This window comes from Parahaemophilus parainfluenzae, from assembly GCF_001053575.1.
Taxonomy (GTDB): Bacteria; Pseudomonadota; Gammaproteobacteria; order Enterobacterales; family Pasteurellaceae; genus Haemophilus_D; species Haemophilus_D parainfluenzae_S.
In genome coordinates, this window is the sequence record NZ_JVSL01000017.1 from 152982 (window position 1) to 173452 (window position 20471).

Annotated in this window: 17 protein-coding genes and 1 riboswitch; of the genes, 5 read left to right on the top strand and 12 right to left on the bottom strand. The window is 40.5% G+C overall.

What is annotated here, in order from left to right; all coding sequences use genetic code 11:
• Positions 1-107 precede the first annotated feature (107 nt).
• Positions 108-229: riboswitch (glycine riboswitch) on the top strand.
• An 88-nt stretch (positions 230-317) separates the two neighbouring features.
• Complete coding sequence (locus AC979_RS02835; RefSeq protein ID WP_049372784.1) at positions 318-1688, top strand: alanine/glycine:cation symporter family protein; 1371 nt, start codon at positions 318-320, stop codon at positions 1686-1688.
• A 243-nt stretch (positions 1689-1931) separates the two neighbouring features.
• Entirely contained in the window at positions 1932-2249 is a 318-nt protein-coding gene (gene hpf, locus AC979_RS02840; RefSeq protein WP_049372785.1) for a ribosome hibernation-promoting factor, HPF/YfiA family, read from the top strand.
• 72 nt (positions 2250-2321) lie between these two features.
• On the opposite strand, the gene AC979_RS02845 is transcribed toward hpf, so the two are convergent.
• Positions 2322-4622: a TonB-dependent hemoglobin/transferrin/lactoferrin family receptor gene (locus AC979_RS02845; RefSeq protein WP_049372786.1), complete on the bottom strand. Its 2301-nt coding sequence runs from the start codon at positions 4620-4622 to the stop codon at positions 2322-2324.
• A 160-nt stretch (positions 4623-4782) separates the two neighbouring features.
• Between AC979_RS02845 and AC979_RS02850 the strand changes: the two genes are divergently transcribed.
• The gene (locus tag AC979_RS02850; protein WP_049372787.1) at positions 4783-5751 is read left to right on the top strand and encodes a transferrin-binding protein-like solute binding protein; all 969 of its coding nucleotides are present in this window, start codon (positions 4783-4785) and stop codon (positions 5749-5751) included.
• Positions 5752-5798: 47 nt separating this feature from the next.
• Here the strand turns inward: AC979_RS02850 and AC979_RS10485 are convergent, their stop codons facing one another.
• From AC979_RS10485 to pnp, 5 genes are all read right to left on the bottom strand, one after another.
• The gene (locus AC979_RS10485) at positions 5799-5942 is read right to left on the bottom strand and encodes a hypothetical protein (protein WP_005697833.1); all 144 of its coding nucleotides are present in this window, start codon (positions 5940-5942) and stop codon (positions 5799-5801) included.
• Between the two features lie 56 nt (positions 5943-5998).
• Positions 5999-7393 (bottom strand): membrane-bound lytic murein transglycosylase MltF, encoded by a 1395-nt coding sequence (gene mltF / locus AC979_RS02855; protein WP_049372788.1) that lies wholly within the window; start codon positions 7391-7393, stop codon positions 5999-6001.
• Between the two features lie 95 nt (positions 7394-7488).
• The gene (locus AC979_RS02860; protein WP_049372789.1) at positions 7489-9327 is read right to left on the bottom strand and encodes a DEAD/DEAH box helicase; all 1839 of its coding nucleotides are present in this window, start codon (positions 9325-9327) and stop codon (positions 7489-7491) included.
• A gap of 75 nt (positions 9328-9402) precedes the next feature.
• Positions 9403-10344 carry a lipoprotein NlpI gene (gene nlpI, locus AC979_RS02865; RefSeq protein ID WP_049372921.1) on the bottom strand — a complete coding sequence of 314 codons (942 nt, stop codon included), beginning with the start codon at positions 10342-10344 and terminating at the stop codon, positions 9403-9405.
• A 63-nt stretch (positions 10345-10407) separates the two neighbouring features.
• Complete coding sequence (pnp, locus tag AC979_RS02870; protein WP_049364873.1) at positions 10408-12546, bottom strand: polyribonucleotide nucleotidyltransferase; 2139 nt, start codon at positions 12544-12546, stop codon at positions 10408-10410.
• A 243-nt stretch (positions 12547-12789) separates the two neighbouring features.
• On the opposite strand from pnp, the gene nanQ reads away from it, so the two are divergent.
• A complete protein-coding gene (gene nanQ / locus AC979_RS02875; RefSeq protein ID WP_049372790.1) occupies positions 12790-13257 on the top strand; it encodes an N-acetylneuraminate anomerase in 468 nt (155 codons plus the stop codon).
• A 67-nt stretch (positions 13258-13324) separates the two neighbouring features.
• On the opposite strand, the gene AC979_RS02880 is transcribed toward nanQ, so the two are convergent.
• From AC979_RS02880 to polA, 5 genes are all read right to left on the bottom strand, one after another.
• Entirely contained in the window at positions 13325-13546 is a 222-nt protein-coding gene (locus tag AC979_RS02880) for a sulfurtransferase TusA family protein (protein WP_005631077.1), read from the bottom strand.
• A gap of 9 nt (positions 13547-13555) precedes the next feature.
• On the bottom strand, positions 13556-14599 hold the full coding sequence (locus AC979_RS02885; RefSeq protein ID WP_049372791.1) for a YeeE/YedE family protein: 1044 nt from the start codon (positions 14597-14599) through the stop codon (positions 13556-13558).
• Positions 14600-14765: 166 nt separating this feature from the next.
• Positions 14766-16070, bottom strand: coding sequence for a serine dehydratase subunit alpha family protein (locus AC979_RS02890; RefSeq protein ID WP_049372792.1), 1305 nt, complete (start codon positions 16068-16070; stop codon positions 14766-14768).
• Positions 16071-16089: 19 nt separating this feature from the next.
• Positions 16090-16404: a cupin gene (locus tag AC979_RS02895; protein WP_049372793.1), complete on the bottom strand. Its 315-nt coding sequence runs from the start codon at positions 16402-16404 to the stop codon at positions 16090-16092.
• 11 nt (positions 16405-16415) lie between these two features.
• On the bottom strand, positions 16416-19214 hold the full coding sequence (gene polA / locus AC979_RS02900) for a DNA polymerase I (RefSeq protein ID WP_049372794.1): 2799 nt from the start codon (positions 19212-19214) through the stop codon (positions 16416-16418).
• A 160-nt stretch (positions 19215-19374) separates the two neighbouring features.
• Between polA and AC979_RS02905 the strand changes: the two genes are divergently transcribed.
• Positions 19375-19680, top strand: coding sequence for a cell division protein ZapA (locus AC979_RS02905; RefSeq protein ID WP_049372795.1), 306 nt, complete (start codon positions 19375-19377; stop codon positions 19678-19680).
• Between the two features lie 50 nt (positions 19681-19730).
• Here AC979_RS02905 and AC979_RS02910 read toward each other — a convergent pair whose 3' ends face one another.
• A complete protein-coding gene (locus AC979_RS02910; RefSeq protein WP_049372796.1) occupies positions 19731-20471 on the bottom strand; it encodes an epoxyqueuosine reductase QueH in 741 nt (246 codons plus the stop codon).

Genomic DNA, 20471 nt, shown 5'->3' on the forward strand with positions numbered 1-20471 from the left:
CGTAAAAAGTGAGTTCGGAAGAAGGTAGCTGGAGAGTAGGGAATTGCCCCTACGCCGACGAGGTAAAATCTTTCAGGCGCAATCGCAAGATTGCAGGGACTGTTACTGGACGAACCCTTGGAGAGATCCATTGCATTTTATTGATGTAAATGGACGCCGAAGGCGCAAAAGAGCGGTCGATTTTTCGATTGTTTTCCAAACGCTCAGGCAAAAGGACAGGGGCAAAAGACAATCGGTATTATCAAAAATATTTCTATCGGGATTCTTCTTGTCTCCTTGTCGAGTTTATTTGTATTTTAAACGACGAGGAATCATCAATGTCATTACAGACAATCTTATCGGCTATTAGTAGCTTTATATGGGGACCTCCCCTACTTATTCTATTGTCCGGAACCGGACTTTATCTCACCCTTCGTTTAGGCTTTTTGCAAATTCGTTATTTGCCTCGTGCCTTGGGCTATTTATTTGCTCGTGGTGCAAATAAAGGCAAAGGGGACGTGTCTTCTTTTGCTGCACTTTGTACCGCATTAGCGGCAACCATTGGTACAGGGAATATCGTGGGTGTAGCGACCGCAGTACAAGCGGGTGGACCTGGCGCGATTTTTTGGATGTGGCTAGTTGCATTATTAGGCATGGCAACCAAATATGCCGAATGTTTGCTTGCAGTGAAATATCGTGTGCGCGATAAATACGGTTTTATGGCAGGTGGACCAATGTACTACATCGAACGTGGTCTTGGTATTAAGTGGTTAGCAAAATTATTTGCGCTATTTGGGGTGTTGGTGGCCTTTTTCGGTATCGGTACTTTCCCTCAAGTCAATGCGATTACGCATGCAATGCAAGATACCTTTAATGTGCCTGTTGTGATTACTGCAACAGTGGTGACGGTATTGGTCGCTATGATTATTCTTGGTGGAGTAAGACGTATTGCGAGAGCCTCTGCCGTCATTGTGCCTTTTATGGCACTGGGTTATGTGACGACCTCAATTATCATCTTAATCGTTAATTACGATAAATTACCTGCTGCAATTTCATTAATTATTCAGAGTGCGTTTAATCCACAAGCAGCTTTAGGCGGAGCAGTTGGTTTTACCGTGATGAAAGCGATTCAATCAGGTGTGGCACGTGGTATTTTCTCAAATGAATCTGGTTTAGGGAGTGCGCCTATTGCAGCTGCTGCGGCACAAACGAAAGAGCCTGTTCGCCAAGGTTTAATTTCGATGACAGGGACATTCTTAGATACCATCATCGTATGTACGATGACGGGCTTAGTGCTTGTGATTACGGGAGCATGGAGTAATCCTGAGCTTTCAGGCGCAAGCGTGACTAACTATGCTTTTGCGCAGGGATTAGGTACATCATTTGGTGCAACGATTGTAACAGTAGGATTATTATTCTTTGCTTTCACCACAATTTTAGGGTGGTGCTACTACGGTGAGCGTTGTTTCCTTTACTTAGTTGGTATCCGTGGTATTAAATTGTATCGCTTCATATTTATTGTTCTGGTTGGAGCGGGTTCATTCCTCACCTTAGATTTAATCTGGATCTTAGCGGATATTGTGAATGGTTTAATGGCCTTCCCGAACTTAGTTGCATTAATTGGTTTACGCAAAGAGATTATTTCAGAAACCAAAGATTACTTCGAACGTTTAAAAGCGACGCAACATGATCAAGATGAATTAGCCTAATTTAGGCTCATAAAAAGAAAAGGGAAGTCGAGTGCTTCCCTTTGTTGTTTACAGCTTTACATCATAACAAGTTTACACGGAAATGAAATCACATTTTTTTTAGAAATTAGATCCCGATCATATTTTTGAACATTTGTTTTTTTATTTACCTAAAAGCACTTGAAAAAGTGGTTCAAGGTCGATATGTTGTAATTAAAGATGAACGGAACCGAAGGGTTCATTTAAGCAAAAGAGGTAAATGCTATGACACTCAATATCACAAGTAAACAAATGGAAATCACCCCTGCAATTCGTGAACATGTGGAGGGGAGACTTGCAAAATTAGAGAAATGGCACACTCAACTGATTAGCCCGCACTTTGTTTTAAGTAAAGTACCAAACGGCTTTTCTGTAGAGGCTTCAATTGGAACTCCATTAGGTAATCTGTTAGCTACTGCAACGGCAGATGATATGTATAAAGCGATCAATGAAGTCGAAGAAAAATTAGAACGTCAATTAAATAAACTTCAACATAAAGGCGAATCTCGCCGAGCAGATGAGCGTTTGAAAGATTCTTATTGAAAAATAAAGGATAATGAATAAATTGAAAGGGCGAACATCATGTTCGCCCTTTTTTATTCAGGATATAATCAATTAAAAACGAATTTCAACAGATGCTGCAAAATTACGTCCTGGTGCATAAAAACGCTCTAAACCTTTTCCTTCTTTATCAACTGAATCAGTCGTGCTTATTTTGTTAATGCCGCGTAGGGTATCCCAGGTGTGATATTTGCGATTAAATAAGTTATAAAGCCCCGCGCGTAGCGTAATATTTTGATTGATTTTATAGAAACCGTATAGATCAAATAGTACTGCAGAATTATTAAGATAAGGGTAAGTTTTTACTTCTCTAACAAAGTTGGTAGAGTATTGTACTATTTGGGCATCTTTAGCTTTTTTCGCGCCAAGATAACTAGCTTTGACGTTAACTCCCCAGCGATCATTTGGATCTTCATACCCAATTCCTAAAATCACTTTAATAGGTTGAATGGAAAGTAAGCTCGCTTCAGTACCACTAAGTTTTCCTTTGGCATAACCGAGATTTGCTGTAAATTTCCAACCTTGCGGAATAGCTGAAATAATCTGATCTAAATTAACTTTGCTCGTGAATTCCACACCAGAAATACGAGCTCGGTCAATGTTAACTGCTTTCTGAGCGATTGTTGTGTAATAAGCTTGTTGACCATAACTTGCACTATAGGCATTGTAATAGGGGTTACGTTTTTTATAAGTTGATTCTTGCTCAGTTAAGAAGTTTTTATAACGAGTATGATAAAACGTTAACCCAAATGAGCCTAATCGATGCTCAGCTTGAATATAAATAGATTGATTTAGTGCTTGTTCAGCTTTTAAATCAGGGTTTGGTATCCAGTTACCGGCAGGATGTTCGAAAGAGAAATACATCTCTGAAGCAGTTGGAATACGGAAACCAGTAGAAATGTTATAGCCGATCTTCCAAATATCAGTCAGCTGAGCATCTAATCCCAATGAGCCACTTAAGCTTTGGAAAGTGTTTGATGCAGGTTTACTGCTACAAGCCCTGCAAAAAGCTTTTAAATCTTGTGGTACTAATTCATCCCAATCATAACGAATACCTAATTGACTAGAAAAGATATCATTCCATATCACATTGTCTTGTAATTGAGCAAAGAAAGAACGAGTTCTGATCGGGTGCTGAATTGATTCATTATCTTTTGCACTGCTACCATCTGTATTTATATTTGGATATTCATGATCATTCCGATTATCAAAATCTTTTTGTGAAATACCGGTTCTTAGCGTAAATTGATGGCTACCAAATCTAGTTTCCCATGGCATGAGATCGGCTCGCAGAGAGGCTCTCATAAAGCGACTATTCATGCTGGTATCCTGAATTTCGATTAAATCTTTTCCTGAATATGCAGTAAAATCAGCATTATAGCGATATCCGCCTTTATAGTTTTTTGAGCCAATATTTGTTTTTTGAAAATCTAATTCTGTTTTTAGGTAACTTAACCATTTACTGTTTTCTGGAAAATATTCGTAGGCAATATTGGCATTATAGCGTTTACTTATATCATTGGATTCACGCCAGAGCCCTGCCAGCTGGTAAGATTTTTCATCAACAAAGTTATTTGCTTTTTGAGCATTAAATGATGCACTTACACGTTGTGTCTGCGTAATAAAATAGCCAATTTTAGCTAAGTAGCTATGGTTTTTATGATGTGATGGGTCTGGGATGCCGCGAGCGTTACCTACGATATCTTGACCTTTTCCATGGCTTTTCATTTCATATCCATGGCGATAGGAATAGAGTAAGGTTGCATCAAATTTGTCATCTTTATAAGCAACACCCAAAGTATGTGTCCATTCGCTATTTTTGCTGGCATAACCATTTTTAAGCAATACACCCCATTTTTTATTTGGCAGAATGATATCATCAGCACCTAAGGTTCGATAGTTAACGGAACCGCCTATTGCTCCACTACCTGAATTGAAAGAATCTGCTCCTCGCATAATATCAATACCCTGTACTAATTCTGGATCGATACTTAGACGGGAGCTATTAAAATTACCGTAACGTGCGTATAGTGAATTTTCTTCTGATTCGGGTAAATTGACGCCATCAACACTGATGCCAACACGATTTCCTTCAACGCCACGCATTGCAAAACCTTTGTTACGACGACCATTATCACTAATGCCAACATCAGTGGCGTAACGAACTAAGTCATAGTTATCAGAAATCAGTTCTTCTTGAATTGCTTTACGCGTTTTTTTTATTTGATTTGCTTTGAGCTCAGAAGCATTGGCATTAACAGTAATTGTATCTAATGTAGTTTGCTCTTCAGCGTAAGCGTGCGCAGCAAAAGCGACACAAAGTGCACCTAAAGAAAGGGGAAATTTATGAATCATATTTTTACCTGAAATATTATTTTGATTTAGTAGAATCTGGAGCAAAGTTTACAAAATTTAAATAAATCTTACAATGGTATTGAAAATTATTTTCATTTCATTTAAATTGTGTGAAGTCATCATTTAGTCTAAAAAAAACAAGATAATAAGGATCTTTTTTATGAGCAAAATTAAACTTTCCATCATTGCGCTTTCATGTGTTATGGCATTAGGTGCTTGTTCTTCTAGTTCAAAAGGAGGTTCAGATAATTCTGAGCAGATTCGTCAAGCAGAGATTGAACTAAATCAAAGAATAGCCGAAGCAAATAAGAAAGCTGAAGCTGCTGTGAAAAAAGCCGAAGCAGCAATTAAAACGGCAAAAAATAATAGCGACCAAACTGAAGCTGAAAAAAAAGCCGCTGAAGAAAGATTGAAACAACTTGAAAATTTACAAGCTGATGAAAAAGCACGTATTCCTCTAAGTGATAAGATTTTTGGCGGGATTAGTGGTGAGATGAAAGATGTCATTTCTGGTGGGGTTTTAATTGGAGAAGAAAATGAGGCAAGCCGCCCATTAGCTCGTGATGTGCGAGATCTTACGATAATTGATGAATCAGGTAAATTAGTTGATATTAATATCTTGAGAAGAGCTGGAGATATTGATCCATGGACTTATGAAGAATATGACGATTTATATAATCTTCGAAAAGAAGGGCAAACTATTTTAAGTAATAGTAATTTACAATCAAGCGCATTTGGTACCTATGTTGATAAATTAACAGGTAATCAATATTTCTATGCGCAAGGTTTACCAACAGCAGTAACACAAATTCCTAAAACAGGATTAGTAGAGTATAAAGGTGGAGCTGTTTATAAAAAAGATGGCAACCAAAATTATAGCGAGATTAGTGAAATGAAAGCTACAGCTGATTTTGCTAATAAAGTCATTGATATTAATATTACGGAAAAAGCTAATGCCGTACCAGGTATGAATTTTGGCGGTAAAATTACGGGTAATAGCTTTGCTGGTGAAGTAAATGGCATTAAAACCCAAGGTGGTTTCTTTGGTGAAAATGCACAAGAAATGACAGGCTTATTTACGAATGAAGCAGATCAGTCTCGTGGTGCATTCGGTGGTATTAAGCAATAACATCTAATCACAAATAATAAAAGGGCGAACATGATGTTCGCCCTTTTTTAGATATCTTGAATCACTAATTGTAACGCATGGCGTTGGAATTGTTTTGCTTTACGGTGTTTTAAGCGTCGTAAACGTAAGTTACGTGAAGCAGAGATATCTCTTGATGCTTTTTTCTTTAAAAAAGTTTTTCTTTTTAACATCTTTTTCTCCTTGTTTTCTTTGAGTTCAATAAAAACGTTGCTTTTTCTGACCGCACTTACTCTGTCGCAGTCGCTTGGTTTTCTTGAACGCGATGATAATTCACAATACTGTTCATGTAACGGCGGATATTCTCGACATATTGGTAGGCTTCATAGCCGCGAGCGTAGCCATATTTTAAGTTTGAATAATGACGCTTTTCTGATAATAGTTGAAGATTATTTTTTACATCTAACCAGTTATCAGGATTGCCACCTAATTTTTTAGTTAGTCGACGAGCATCTAAAATATGCCCTAATCCCATATTATATGCTGCTAAAGAATACCAAATTCGATCCTCTTCTGGAATACTGTCTGGCATTTGGTCGAGTAGCCAATGCAGATACTCTGATCCTGCTTTAATGCTTTGTTCGGCATCCGTGCGATTATTAATATTCATCCGCACAGCCGTATCCTTGGTAAGCATCATCATTCCACGTACGCCAGTTGGAGAGGTGGCATAAGGGTCCCAATGCGATTCTTGATAGGCCACCGCGGCTAATAATCGCCAGTCTAAATTCCCTTTGTATTTTTCAAAGAGCGGTTGATATTGAGGGAGAATTTTTTCAACTGCCTCTAAATAAGCCTGAGTATCTACATAGTCAAAGGCAGTAATATGGCGGAAATATTTTTCCTCAATACGATCAATTAATCCTGTTTCAATGGCATTATTCATAAAATCCAACAAGCCTGCTTGTAGCTCATTATAGGATTGATTGGAAAGATACCAATGCACGGTCATTTCATCGGTTAAGTCAAATGCAATTGCTAAGTTAGGACGAATTTGTTGTGCTGCTGCCACGTCAATACTGTTTGCAATGGTATAAGGAATTTTACCTTCCGCCACTTGAATCAATAATTCCTCTTGGGTCAACTGCTTGTTATTCTGCCATTTTAGTGCAGGAAGTTTTTTCTGTGCAAGGGATAGTAATTTTTCTAAGTCTTCCCCTGCAGAAATAATAATTTCTTGCTGGACTTGCGCTAAATCTTTCGGGCGATTTTCACCTTTTTTATACACAAGCTGCCAAGAGGCGGAAGTATAAGATGGCCCTAACTGAAATTTTTCTGCCCGTTGAGGCTGGAACAAAAGATTCGCAGCAGCAATATCAATATTATTATTTTCTAATTCGTTAAAAAGTTGATCATTATTTTCTAAGGTTTTAATTTGTAAACGAACCCCTAAATAATCAGCAAAGTTTTTTGCTAATTCGTATTCCAAGCCAGATTCGCCTTCATTCCCAATAAAATAGTAAATGGGATTATTAATGGTGCCGACAATCAAGCTACCACGATTTTTGATCGTGGTGTAAGGGTTTTGCTCCGATTGCATAATTTTTTGCCAAGGGAAGACCATATCAATTGCCCAAAGTAATAATGCAAAAGCCGCAATAATACGTAAAAATAGACCTTTCAATAGATAAACCTTATAAATTGAGATAAGAGACGATTGTAACGAGAATTAAGACAATAAAAAAGCCCCTTTTACTTCAAGGGGCTGTTAAATAAGGATTAACGTTGGCGATCTCGGCGACCACGTTCATTAAAAGTGCGGTCGTTTTTATCGTTAAATTTACGCTGACGACGTTCACCGTTACGTTCACCACGGAAGCGATCTTGACCACGGTCTCCACGTTCATTACGGCGACCTTTTCCACCAAAGTCATTGCCAGCACGTCTATTGTCTGACTGTGCTGCGCCCATAAAGCTCATTTGCATTTGTTTATTTAAAACGCGCGTTTTACCGAATTGTTGAAGCAATTCTTTTGGCATGCCTTGTGGTAATTCAACGGTAGAGTAGTCATCATAAAGTTTGATATGGCCAATATAACGGCTGTTAATATCACCTTCATTTGCGATCGCACCTACGATATGACGCACTTCTACACCATCCGCACGACCCACTTCGATACGATATAAATCCATCGGTTGTGGTGTGCCGTAGCCTTTACGTTCACCACGACGTTCAGCCGAACGTGGATTTTCACGACGATCACCGCGATCATTACGGTCACGACGACGTTTATCCATTGGTGGATCTGGTGGAAGAATGAGTTTTTGTTTACCTTGAAGCAACATCAACATGGCCGCAGCAATATCTTCTTGATCCTGATCTGCGGTGAATAAATCTTCCAATAGGCTGCGATACATTTCGAGATCGTGATGTTCCAATTGTTTAGTAATCTTGTCTTGGAATTTTTTACGACGACAAGCTTGTAACACTTCATGATTTGGCAATTCAACTTCATTGATTGGTTTTTTCATCAGGTGTTCGATATTACGAAGTAAACGGCGTTCACGTGGTTCAACGAATAATAATGCACGACCAGAACGACCTGCACGACCGGTACGGCCAATACGGTGAACATAAGACTCTGCATCAAGCGGGATGTCATAGTTCACTACAAGGCTGATTCGTTCAATATCGATACCTCGCGCAGCCACATCAGTTGCAACCACGATATCAAGGCTACCATTACGTAAGCGATCTAAGGTTTGCTCACGTAATTGCTGAGTCATATCACCGTTTAATGCCGCAGCACGGAAACCGTGTTTTTCTAATAATTCGGTCACATCAAGTGTACCTGTTTTAGTGCGGGTAAAAATGATTGCCGCATCAAACTCTTCCACTTCTAAGAAGCGTAATAACGCCTCATTTTTACGGAAACCTTGAACATACCAACAGTTTTGTTCAATATCCGGCGCATTATCGTTATTTACTTTGATTTTCACTTCTTGTGGATTGTTCATGAAGCGTTTTGTGATACGACGAATTGGCTCAGGCATGGTTGCTGAGAAAAGGGCAGTTTGGTGCTCTTCCGGTAATTCAGCCATAACGGTTTCTACATCATCAATAAAGCCCATACGAAGCATTTCATCTGCTTCATCAAGTACGATTGCTTTTAATTCAGATAGATTTAATGTGTTACGACGGATGTGATCTAAAATACGACCCGGTGTACCTACAACAACTTGTGCACCTTGTTTTAATGCACGTAATTGAATGTCATAGCGTTGACCACCATAAAGAGTCACGATGTTAATGCCTTTTGCATATTTCATGAAGTGTTCACAAGCATCAGCAACTTGAATGGCAAGTTCACGCGTTGGTGCCATCACCAATAATTGTGGATGTTTTGCGGCAGGATCAATTTTTGCCAAAATAGGCAAAGAGAATGCGGCAGTTTTACCACTACCAGTTTGTGCCATACCAAGTACATCTCTGCCTTCTAAAAGAGCAGGAATACAAGCTTGTTGGATTGGCGAAGGTGTTTCAAAACCAAGGTCAGAAACGGCTTTTAGAATGAATTCAGGCAAGCCTAAATCATTAAAAGTGATTTTGTCTGTCATTAAAATACTCGAATGTAAGTAAGGAAAGCTCAATTTCGCTTTCAGGTTTATTTGTTACACAAGAAAGAGGCAAGTCTAAAAAACAGCAGTTTTTGTGACCGCACTTTTTTCTTCTTTTTCGTCGTCAGTTTGAGCCGGTTTCAATTTCATCAGCTCTAACACGGCAAAACGATACTCAACAAAGTTATATACCTGATTCGCAATAGCGAGTTTGAATAAAGCCGCAGCTTCATCAATTTGCCCCAAATTGAGTTTTTGTTTTGCTAGATAAAAGTAGGTTTCGGTTAATATTTCTGCATATTGTTGTGAGTTTTCTGCAAATTTAGTTGCCCGTTCTTGCAAGTCACTCACGGAAATATTACCCAAATAGTATTGAACGATATTTGTTCCCCAGAAGTCCTTAGATAGCCCTTTAGCTCGTTCAACAAGGTTGGCATGGGCTTCTTGTGGTTTTAATTTTTGTTCGTTCAAATAGAGCCAGAGTACGCGATAAGGATCTTTGGTATCGGCTTCATAAAACTTCATAAAATCGTCTTCAGCAAGATTATAGCGTTCGACGTAATAAAAATTTAAACCACGATTAAGGTGGGTATAGTCATAACTTGGATCCAATTCAAACACCGCATTAAAGGTTTCTAATGCACTGTCGTAATCTTCTTCAAGTAATAAGTAAAGCCCTAAATAATTGTAAACAGAAGCCATCTTTGGCTGTAACGCGAGGGCTTGTGTAAAGTCATAACGTGCGAGGCCCCATAAACCGAGGGAATCGTATAATACGCCACGTTCAAAGTGAAGCGTCGCCCGTTCTTCATTACTCATTTTTCCAACTAATAAAACCTGCCCGATTCGGGTAATCATCACTTCTTGTTCGAAGTGCGTATTCGGCGTTTGATCCGCAAGCACGACTTTATTTGGTGCGACAAACACGTTTCCCGATTGCACACAACCGGAAATAAATAAAGTCAGACTTAGGCTAGATAATGAAACTAGAAAACGGAATAACCGAAAATATTGCATTGTTTTATAAGTTAGTTTGATAATCAAAACGGGTGTGTAAGGTTTTTTACACACCCTGTGAGATTATTCTTGTTCTACAGAAGTCTCTTCTGCTGGTGCAGATTCTGCTTCAGTTTCTTGTTTTGGTGCAAGATCTTTCATGGTTAAGCGGATACGACCTTGGCGATCGATTTCAACCACTTTAACAGTCACTTCTTGACCCACTTGAAGATAATCACTCACTTTCTCTACACGTTCTTCAGCGATTTGAGAAATATGAACTAAACCTTCTTTATTTCCTACGATAGCCACGAATGCACCGAAATCAGCAAGACGAGTCACTTTACCTTTGTAAATTGCGCCCGCTTCAACTTCAGCAACGATTTCTTCAATACGTGCCATCACGTTTTTCGCTGCACTGCTATCTACTGCAGCAATTTTCACTGTACCATCATCATCGATATCGATAGAAGTGCCAGTTTCTTCAGTTAATGCACGGATAGTTGCACCACCTTTACCGATAACATCTTTGATTTTCTTCGGATCAATTTTCATGGTGTGAATACGCGGCGCGTAGTCAGAAATATCCGCACGTGGTGCAGGGATTGCTTGTTCCATTACGCCAAGAATGTGCATACGTGCACCTTTTGCTTGGTTTAATGCAATTTGCATAATTTCAGGGGTGATACCTTCAATTTTGATATCCATTTGAAGCGCGGTGACACCTTCACGTGTACCAGCTACTTTAAAGTCCATATCACCTAAGTGGTCCTCATCACCTAAAATATCTGAAAGCACCACGAATTTCTCTTCTTCTTTTACTAAGCCCATTGCGATACCTGCAACAGCGGCTTTGATTGGAACACCCGCATCCATTAATGCTAAAGACGCACCACATACAGAGGCCATAGAAGAAGAACCATTAGATTCAGTGATTTCAGATACAACACGCACTACATACGGGAATTCTGCAAGGCTTGGCATAACAGCCGCTACACCGCGTTTTGCTAAACGACCGTGACCGATTTCACGACGTTTTGGTGAGCCGATCATACCGGTTTCACCTACAGAGTATGGAGGGAAGTTGTAGTGGAATAAGAAGTGATCTTGACGTTCACCCGTTAATTCATCAATGATTTGTGCATCACGTTCAGTACCTAACGTTGCAACGGCTAATGCTTGTGTTTCACCACGGGTGAAAATTGCAGAACCGTGAGTACGTGGTAATACACCAGTACAAATATCTAATGCACGAACGGTATCAACGGTACGACCATCAATACGTGGTTCACCTGCAATGATACGGCCACGAACGATTTGGCTTTCAAGTGCGGTGAAAATATCCACGATTTTACCTTCGCTGATTTCTTCATCTTCAGCTGTGATTTGTGCAATCACATCTGCTTTAATCGCATCAATTTGTTCGTAACGAGCTTGTTTTTCAGTAATGCGGTATGCATCGCCTAAACGTGCTTCTGCAATCGCTTTTACTTTGTTGATTAAATCTGTGTTTGGTTGTGGCGCAACCCAATCCCAACGTGGTTTACCCGCTTCTTTTGCAAATTCTTTGATTGCTTCAATCACAACTTGTTGTTGTTGATGACCGAATACTACCGCCGCTAACATTTGTTCTTCAGTTAAAATGTCAGCTTCAGATTCAACCATTAATACGGCTTTGTCAGTACCTGCAACCACTAAGTCCAAACGGCTTTGTTTTTGTTCAGCCATGGTTGGGTTTAATACGAATTGGTTGTCAATAAAACCAACGCGCGCAGCACCGATAGGGCCATTGAAAGGTACACCTGATAAAGTTAATGCTGCAGAAGCACCGATCATTGCCACTAAGTCTGGGCTGATTTGTGGGTTTACAGAAACTACAGTTGCCACAACTTGGATTTCGTTGAAGAAACCTTCTGGGAATAATGGACGAATTGGACGGTCGATTAAACGTGCAATTAAAGTTTCGCCTTCAGATGGACGACCTTCACGTTTGAAGAAACCACCAGGGATTTTACCTGCCGCATAAGTACGCTCTTGGTAGTTTACGGTTAATGGGAAGAAGTCTTGACCTTCTTTCACATCTTTTTTAGCCACAACAGTCACGAATACCGTGGTATCGTCCATGCTTGCCATAACCGCAGCAGTTGCTTGACGTGCAATTGCGCCGGTTTCTAGAGTAACGGTATGTTGACCGTATTTAAATTGTTTAACAATTGGATTCACAATGTTTTCCTTCAAAATAATATTTAAAACAAAGCTTTATTTTCCAGATTGCGACTAGCAAAAGAAATCTCTCGAAAAAAATGACCGCACTTTTGGCGTTTAAAAATTTCTTTTGATAGCCGCACGCTAATGCAGAAAATAAAGCTCGCTTATTATACAGAGTTTTAAATTTATTGGTAACTTTATTTAATATAAGCAACTTGTTATCATATTCTCATACAAATACATACGTAAGGAGACACTATGATTATCAGTGCATTAAATAACCCAAATTTCAAAGTGGGTTTACCAAAAGTTATCGCTGACATTTGCGATCATCTCAATACTTTAGATCTTGAAGCATTAGAAAATGGTCGTCATGATTTAAGCGAGCAAGTCTATATGAATGTCATGGAATTTGATACGGTTGAAGCGGATAGCAAACAAGCTGAACTTCACCATAAATATTTGGATATTCAATTACTTATTCGTGGTGAAGAAAATGTTGAAGTAAGCGCGATTTATCCAAACCTCAGCTTATACGATGAATATCGTGATGCCGATGACTACCAACTTACCCCGCAAATTGAAGATAAAAGCACGGTAACACTTTTACCAAAAATGTTCGCCGTCTTTTTCCCTTATGAACCCCATAAGCCGGGTTGCACCGTAAATGGCAAATCAAGTTTTGTGAAAAAACTGGTGGTGAAAGTACCGGTAGAATTGATTTAATTATTTCGATTCATTAAAGCAAAAGTGCGGTCAGAAATTTATGTATTTTTCTGACCGCACTTTTTTATTATTTAATCACCGTAATTGACCATTTCGCATCATCAATTTGTTCGAAGTTGGTCACTTCATAACCTTCTTCAGCAGCCCAAGCGGGAATGGCTTCAGTGGCTTGGGTGCAGTCGAATTCAATCTCTAGGCCATCGCCTTTATTTAACTTAGCCATGGCTTCCTTAGCTTCAACGAGAGGAAAGGGGCAAACAAGGCCGAGTGTAGGTAATTTAACGATCATATAAACTCCTTATGATGCTTTTGCTAATTTTAAACGTTGTAGACGGATAATGGTGAAGTAGGCGGCCACCCAAGTGCCGAGGATCATCAATGGCAATGATACCCAACCTTGCCAAGAGAAAAAGGCTGTTTCGACTAAGCCATTACCGATAGAACAGCCACCTGCAAGGGTTGCCCCGATACCCATGAGAATACCGCCGAGTCCGCTGCGTAGAATCGTGGTGGCATCTGGTACACGGACACGGAATTCATTGCTCGCTTTAGCACCGATGAATGACCCGATAAAAATCCCTAAGACTAAGAATACGCCCCAGTTAATAAATTTACCGTCGCCAGTAACGAGGAATTGCATAATATTAGCTGATGGGCCGGTGATACCAAGTCCAAACTCACGACCAGTAGCAACACTGAGTGGCCAAGCGGCAAGCGCGATTAATCCAATTAACACGGCTGAGAAAAATGGGTGCCAGCGTTTTTCAAATAATAAGTGGGCAAGCCCCGTTTTCTTCGGTTTTAATACCGCAACTTTTACGCTGGGTTTGCTGAGATGTTTGTATACATAAAAGGCTGTCACTAAAGTTAATAGTGCCACTAACCACCAAGGTGAAATGCCGAATGTATCGTAAATGTTGCGTTGTTCGATATTGATACTGCGTAAAGTTTTATTGAATTCCCCTAATGGGCCAGTGCGCATGATGGCACTTAATAACATATAAGTGAATAACGCAACCCAACTGCCGACTAAGCCTTCTGCAGCACGGTACCATGTACCTGTCGCACAACCGCCAGCAAGAACAATGCCGATACCAAATACAAAGGCACCGATAATCACCGCTAAAAAGGCAAAATTTTCAGCTGGATCGACATTTAAAACACCGATTTCTTTTAAGAGGAAGAAACCAATGGATTGCACGGTAATCGCCAATAGAAGGGCTACAAACATTTTGTTATTTTTGGTGACATACATATCGCGAAATGCGCCGGTAATACAAAAGCGCCCACGCTGCATCACAAATCCGAGTAAAATTCCGCAAAGTAATCCGGTTAAAAGCATAAATATTCCTTCTCTTTTAGAACTAAGTAGGTCGGTATTTTCTAAAAAAATAAGAAGGTAGCGCCAATAACTTTTGGCTAGAAAATATGTTTTTTTGATATAAAAAAAGTGCGGTCAGAAATTGGTATATTTTTCTGACCGCACTTTATCGTAAGTTATCACGATATTAAGGGCAGGGTTTACTCACCATAATTTCAATCACTTGGCGATCGATGTGATGCATACTCTTAGAAGCAATTGAGCATAGATTGTCGATAGTGCGATCGAGATCGTGTTCAACGATACCTTCATTGCCCGTAACATGGGTTTCATCCATGGCCATGAGTACCGATTTATAGCCAGAAGCCACGCTGGTGGACACTTTCATGGCACAGCTATTGGATGCGCCATCGCAGATGATTCCGCTGATGTCACCAATCATGCTGCAAATCCCCATGCTCACGGTTTCGAATTTACCCGTAAGTAAATAGGCGATACCCGCACAACTCCCCATAGAGGCAGTTGTTACCGCACAAAGAGCAGACAGTTTGGGTAATTTACTGTGGATATAAATAGCCATTAAGTGTGATAAGAAGAGAGCTCGGAGACGTTTTTCTTCATTCACGTTTAAATAATCGGCGACCACAACCACGGGCATAGTCGCGGCAATACCTTGATTGCCTGAACCTGAGTTACTCATTGCTGGCAATGTAGCCCCGCCCATACGCGCATCGGAGGCTGCAGTGGTTTCAATCATGATTTTGCTGAGTAAATCATCTGACATTAAGCCACTACCAACTTGTTTGCGTAATGTTCTGCCAATGTGCAAACCGTAATTTTCGCGTAATCCTTCGTCAGACAAAGCTCGGTTGAGCGCGGCAGCTTGTCCTATAAAGCGGATTTTATCGAGCTCTACTTCGCAAGAAAATTCAAAGATTTCACGTGCGCTCACCTGTTTGAAAATATCATAAGGGTCGCAATCAGCGCATTCATCGTGTTCTTTCTCAAAAATGATCTCGCCATTTTTTTCAATCAAAATGATGTTGGTGTGTTGATCTTGAATCGCTACTTTCACCCAGTCATTATCCGCAAACAACACAGCTTCCGAATATAAAATATGATCGGTTTGATGAATATCCACATTAACGAGCTTTTTATCAAGCATCGCCTTGGCTTGGGATACTTGCTCGGGTGTGATGTGTTTTAACACTTCCAACTCACCCTCAGGATCACCGCCTAAAGCACCAATTGCCGCGGCAATAGGTAAACCCACCATGCCTGTTCCCGGTACCGCAACACCTAAACCATTTTTCATTAAGTTTGGCGACACCTTGGCTTCAATACGTTCAGGTGTTTTACCTAAATATTTGGCCGCTGTTGCTGCGGCAAGCGCTAAAGAGATAGGTTCAGTACAGCCAAGTGCGGGAACCACATCACGTTCCACAAGGTGAAGTAATGGTTTTTCGATTTCGTTGAGTCTTTCTTGATTCATAAAATTCTTTTTAAGTCTGTTAAATGCTGTCTTCTTTCTCTATGACTAATATGCGCGCTTCGCCTTGTGGATGAGCTACATGTTCGGTACCGATACCCGCATAAAAAATATCACCCGTATGGAGCAATATAGCTTTCTCTTGGTCCTCTTCTTTGTAGCGCATTTCCACCGTACCATCCATGACAGCAAAGACTTCTTCACCGTCATTGATATGCCATTTGTAAGGTTTATCTGTCCAGTGCAGACGCACGGAAATGCCATTCATATTGGTAATATCAAGGGCTCCCCAAGCGCGTTCAGCCGTAAATAGGTGACTTCTAATAACTTTATTCATGACTAAATTTGTTAGTGAGCCTCATCCCAGTTAGTGCCTTGCCCCACATCTACAATCAATGGCACCACTAAATCAGCCGCGCTTTCCATGTGTGTTTTGATGAGCTCGCTATAAAACGCGACTTTTTCTGACCGCACTTCAAACACTAATTCATCATGCACCTGCATAATCATCGCAATATCGGGATCGTTTTGTAGTTTTTGATCCAATTGAATCATGGCACGTTTGATAATGTCTGCGGCGGTACCTTGCATTGGCGCATTGATCGCGACACGTTCGGCTGCTTTACGGCGCATACCATTAGAAGAGTTAATATCTGGCAGATATAAACGACGGCCGAATAGGGTTTCTACATAGCCTTGTGCTTTGGCTTTTTCGCGAATATCGTGCATAAAAGTTTGTACGCCCGGATAGCGTTTGAAATACAAATCCATATAGCTCTGAGCATCGGCACGGCCAATACCGAGTTGACGCGATAAGCCAAAGGCTGACATACCGTAAATTAAACCGAAGTTAATTGCCTTGGCATTGCGGCGTTGTTCGGACGTTACTTCATCCAGTGCGACACCAAAGATTTCTGCTGCGGTAGAGCGGTGAATATCTTTGCCTTGGGTAAAGGCGTTAATTAAGCCTTGATCCTGTGATAGGTGCGCCATAATGCGCAGCTCGATTTGTGAATAGTCGGCTGCCACAACAGTAAAGCCTTCGCGGGCGATAAAAGCTTGACGAATACGACGGCCTTCTTCATTACGAATCGGAATGTTTTGTAGATTCGGATCACTTGATGAAAGACGACCGGTGGCTGTCACCGCTTGATGGTAGGAAGTATGCACTCGACCCGTTTGTGGATTTACCATTTGCGGCAATTTATCAGTGTAGGTGGATTTTAGTTTGCTGAGACCACGATGTTCTACCAACACTTTCGGTAATTCATGACTAAATGCCAGTTCCTCCAATACTTCCTCGTTGGTGGATGGCGCGCCTTTTGGTGTTTTTTGAATAACCGGCAAACCTAATTTATCAAACAAAATTTCCTGTAATTGTTTGGTAGAGGCTAAATTAAATGGCTGTCCCGCCAAGACATAGGCCTGTTCTTCTAATTCACTTAAACGGTTAGCAATTTCGTTGGATTGTAGGAATAGCGCATCGCTATCAATTAAGACACCACGACGTTCCATACGGGAAAGTACACCTAACAACGGCAATTCCATTTCTTTAAAGAGTTTTTCCAGAGTGGGTTCTTTAGAGAGTTTTTCCCATAGCACTTGTTGCAGCTTCATTGTCACATCAGCATCTTCTGCCGCGTACTCGGCGGCTTTTTCCAACGGAATTTGGTTAAAAGTCAGCTGATTTTTACCTTTGCCTGCAATCTCTTCAAAAGTGATTGTTTGATGCCCTAAATAACGTTTCGCCAGATCGTCCATATTATGACGCCCCGTGCTATTAAGAACGTAGGATTCGAGCATAGTATCGAAAGCCACACCTTGCACATCGATGCCATTACGGGCGAAGATGGTGAGATCGTATTTGAAGTTTTGCCCGACTTTTTGAATAGTAGGATTTTCTAAAATCGGCTTTAACAATGCAAGTGCGGTTGTTTTTTCGAGAGTTTTTGGTGCGCCTAAATAATCTAATTGCAGCGGTAAGTAAGCTGCTTCACCGTTTTCTAACGCAAAGGAAATACCCACTAAGTTGGCAGCCATATAATCTAAATTATCGGTTTCAGTATCTAGGGCAAAAAGTTTGACTTGCTTGAGTTTTTCCACCCAACGATTTAAATCTGCTTCAGTGAGCAAGGTTTCATAACGGCTACGATCAATTTGAATTGCTGGTAATGCTTCATCGCTATTGTCTTGAGCGAGCGCTGGTGTAGCTTGATAGTGATTAATCTTGGTCGGTTGTTCGTTATTATTAGTGATGGAATCGGCGCCATTCATTACTTCATTGAGCCAACGTTTAAATTCATAACGGCCGAAATATTCGGTAAGTTGATCGTTATTGCTTGCACCAAGGGTAAGTTGCTCCGGAGTGATATCGAGAGCGACATCGGTTTTAATAGTGGCAAGGCGATAGGATAAATCGGCCATTTCTTTTTCCGCCAATAATTTATCCCCTAATTTTTTTGCGCCACGAATTGGCAATTCGGCCACTTTGTCTAAGTTGGCATAAATTTCTGCCATGCTGCCGATACCTTGCAAGAGACCTAGTGCCGTTTTTTCACCGACACCCGCTACGCCTGGAATATTATCGGCGCTATCGCCCATTAGCGCTAAGTAATCAATAATGAGTTCTGGCGGAATACCGTATTTTTCAATCACGGCCTCGCGATCTAATAAGGTGTTATTCATGGTATTGATCAACATAATGTTGTCATCCACTAGCTGCGCCATGTCTTTATCGCCGGTACTGATCAAAACTTTTTGATTCGCTTTGGAAGCCGCTACCGCTAAGGTTCCAATGACATCATCGGCTTCTACACCTTCAATGACTAAAAGAGGAATGCCAAGGGCGCGTATAATATCGTGCAATGGCTGAATTTGTTTGCGTAGATCATCCGGCATCGGTGGACGATGGGATTTATATTGTTCAAACATTTCATCACGGAAGGTTTTACCTTTCGCATCAAAGACCACCGCAATATGGCTCGGTTGCACTTGCGAAATCAGGCTTTTGAGCATATTTAACACACCGTACATGGCACCGGTTGGTTCGCCGGCTGAATTTGTGAGTGGTGGAAATGCGTGAAAAGCACGATATAAATAAGATGAACCGTCCACTAGGACTAATGGATTAGGAGCGATAGTTGGCATAAATATTCCGTTCAAAAATAATGAAAAGTGTCGCATTATAGCGTAAATTGCGAAATGGGGCGAACGGATAAAGTGCGGTCAATTAAACGTAAAAAGTATGACGAAGGCATTTGGCTGTGGCATAATAGGCTTACTTGAGCATTCAACATAAGGGAATAACATGTCATTAAAACTGGTTGAAGTTGTTGTATTAGGGCAAGTGCTGCGCTTGAATGTCCCTGCAGAACAAGAAGAGATTTTGCGTCAAGCAGCGCGTAATTTAGATCTTCAAGTGTCTGAAATGAAAGAGCGTACAGGTTTATTGCAATTAGACCGAGTGCTTTCTATTGTTGCCTTGAATTTAAGTTTTGAATTAACCCAAGAAAAGAATAAAAATGCCCAGATTGAAAACGTGTTATGTACGCGAATTCAGCAGTTAGATCATTCTTTAGAGAATGCATTAGGTGGGCGTTCCATCGTAGATTAAATAAAAAAAGAACCGCATGTTGAAAGTGCGGTTCTTTTTTTATGCGTTTTTTAATCTGGCGTGTAATAGAGTTTACCAATTTCAATTTTTTGCCGCCCTGTTTCTTCACGCCATTTATTGCTATCTCGTAAAGAATAAACACAGCCACAATATTCTTGCTGATAAAAACGTTCGCGTTTACTGATTTCGATCATGCGTTGCGATCCACCTGCTTTACGCCAGTTGTAATCCCAATAAATCACATCATCATATTTTTCAGCCGCACGGTGACCACAACCATTAATTTGATCCATGTCTTTCCAGCGAGAAATACCAAGGCAGCTAGTAAATACAGGGAAACCATTTTCATGAGCATATTCAGCGGCTTTTTCAAAACGCATATCAAAACACATGGTACAGCGAATGCCACGTTCAGGTTCCCATTCCATACCTTTTGCGCGATCAAACCATTGTTGGCGATCGTAGTCTGCATCAATAAACGGAATTCCGAATTTTTGGGCAAAGCGGATGTTTTCTTCTTTACGAATTAAATATTCTTTTAATGGATGAATATTCGGGTTGTAAAAATAAATCGTAAACTCAATACCTGAGGCCAAAATGGCTTCCATCACTTCACCCGAACAAGGCGCGCAGCAAGAGTGGAGAAGTAGCTTATTATGCCCTTCAGGTAATTCGAGTTTTTCACGAATAAAAGGCGCATTGGGATCCTTGCGCACTTTTTGTTTACGTGGTTTTTGAAATTTAGGTTGAGAATCGACCGCACTTTGCGGTTGAATTTGTTCTTCAGTCAT

What these genes read in the sequence shown, in the direction of transcription:
- AC979_RS02835 (WP_049372784.1), top strand. Translation starts at nt 318, where the DNA reads ATGTCATTACAGACAATCTTATCGGCTATTAGTAGCTTTATATGGGGA.
- hpf (WP_049372785.1), top strand. Translation starts at nt 1,932, where the DNA reads ATGACACTCAATATCACAAGTAAACAAATGGAAATCACCCCTGCAATT.
- AC979_RS02845 (WP_049372786.1), bottom strand. Translation starts at nt 4,622, where the DNA reads ATGATTCATAAATTTCCCCTTTCTTTAGGTGCACTTTGTGTCGCTTTT.
- AC979_RS02850 (WP_049372787.1), top strand. Translation starts at nt 4,783, where the DNA reads ATGAGCAAAATTAAACTTTCCATCATTGCGCTTTCATGTGTTATGGCA.
- AC979_RS10485 (WP_005697833.1), bottom strand. Translation starts at nt 5,942, where the DNA reads ATGTTAAAAAGAAAAACTTTTTTAAAGAAAAAAGCATCAAGAGATATC.
- AC979_RS02860 (WP_049372789.1), bottom strand. Translation starts at nt 9,327, where the DNA reads ATGACAGACAAAATCACTTTTAATGATTTAGGCTTGCCTGAATTCATT.
- nlpI (WP_049372921.1), bottom strand. Translation starts at nt 10,344, where the DNA reads ATGCAATATTTTCGGTTATTCCGTTTTCTAGTTTCATTATCTAGCCTA.
- nanQ (WP_049372790.1), top strand. Translation starts at nt 12,790, where the DNA reads ATGATTATCAGTGCATTAAATAACCCAAATTTCAAAGTGGGTTTACCA.
- AC979_RS02880 (WP_005631077.1), bottom strand. Translation starts at nt 13,546, where the DNA reads ATGATCGTTAAATTACCTACACTCGGCCTTGTTTGCCCCTTTCCTCTC.
- AC979_RS02885 (WP_049372791.1), bottom strand. Translation starts at nt 14,599, where the DNA reads ATGCTTTTAACCGGATTACTTTGCGGAATTTTACTCGGATTTGTGATG.
- AC979_RS02890 (WP_049372792.1), bottom strand. Translation starts at nt 16,070, where the DNA reads ATGAATCAAGAAAGACTCAACGAAATCGAAAAACCATTACTTCACCTT.
- AC979_RS02895 (WP_049372793.1), bottom strand. Translation starts at nt 16,404, where the DNA reads ATGAATAAAGTTATTAGAAGTCACCTATTTACGGCTGAACGCGCTTGG.
- polA (WP_049372794.1), bottom strand. Translation starts at nt 19,214, where the DNA reads ATGCCAACTATCGCTCCTAATCCATTAGTCCTAGTGGACGGTTCATCT.
- AC979_RS02905 (WP_049372795.1), top strand. Translation starts at nt 19,375, where the DNA reads ATGTCATTAAAACTGGTTGAAGTTGTTGTATTAGGGCAAGTGCTGCGC.
- AC979_RS02910 (WP_049372796.1), bottom strand. Translation starts at nt 20,471, where the DNA reads ATGACTGAAGAACAAATTCAACCGCAAAGTGCGGTCGATTCTCAACCT.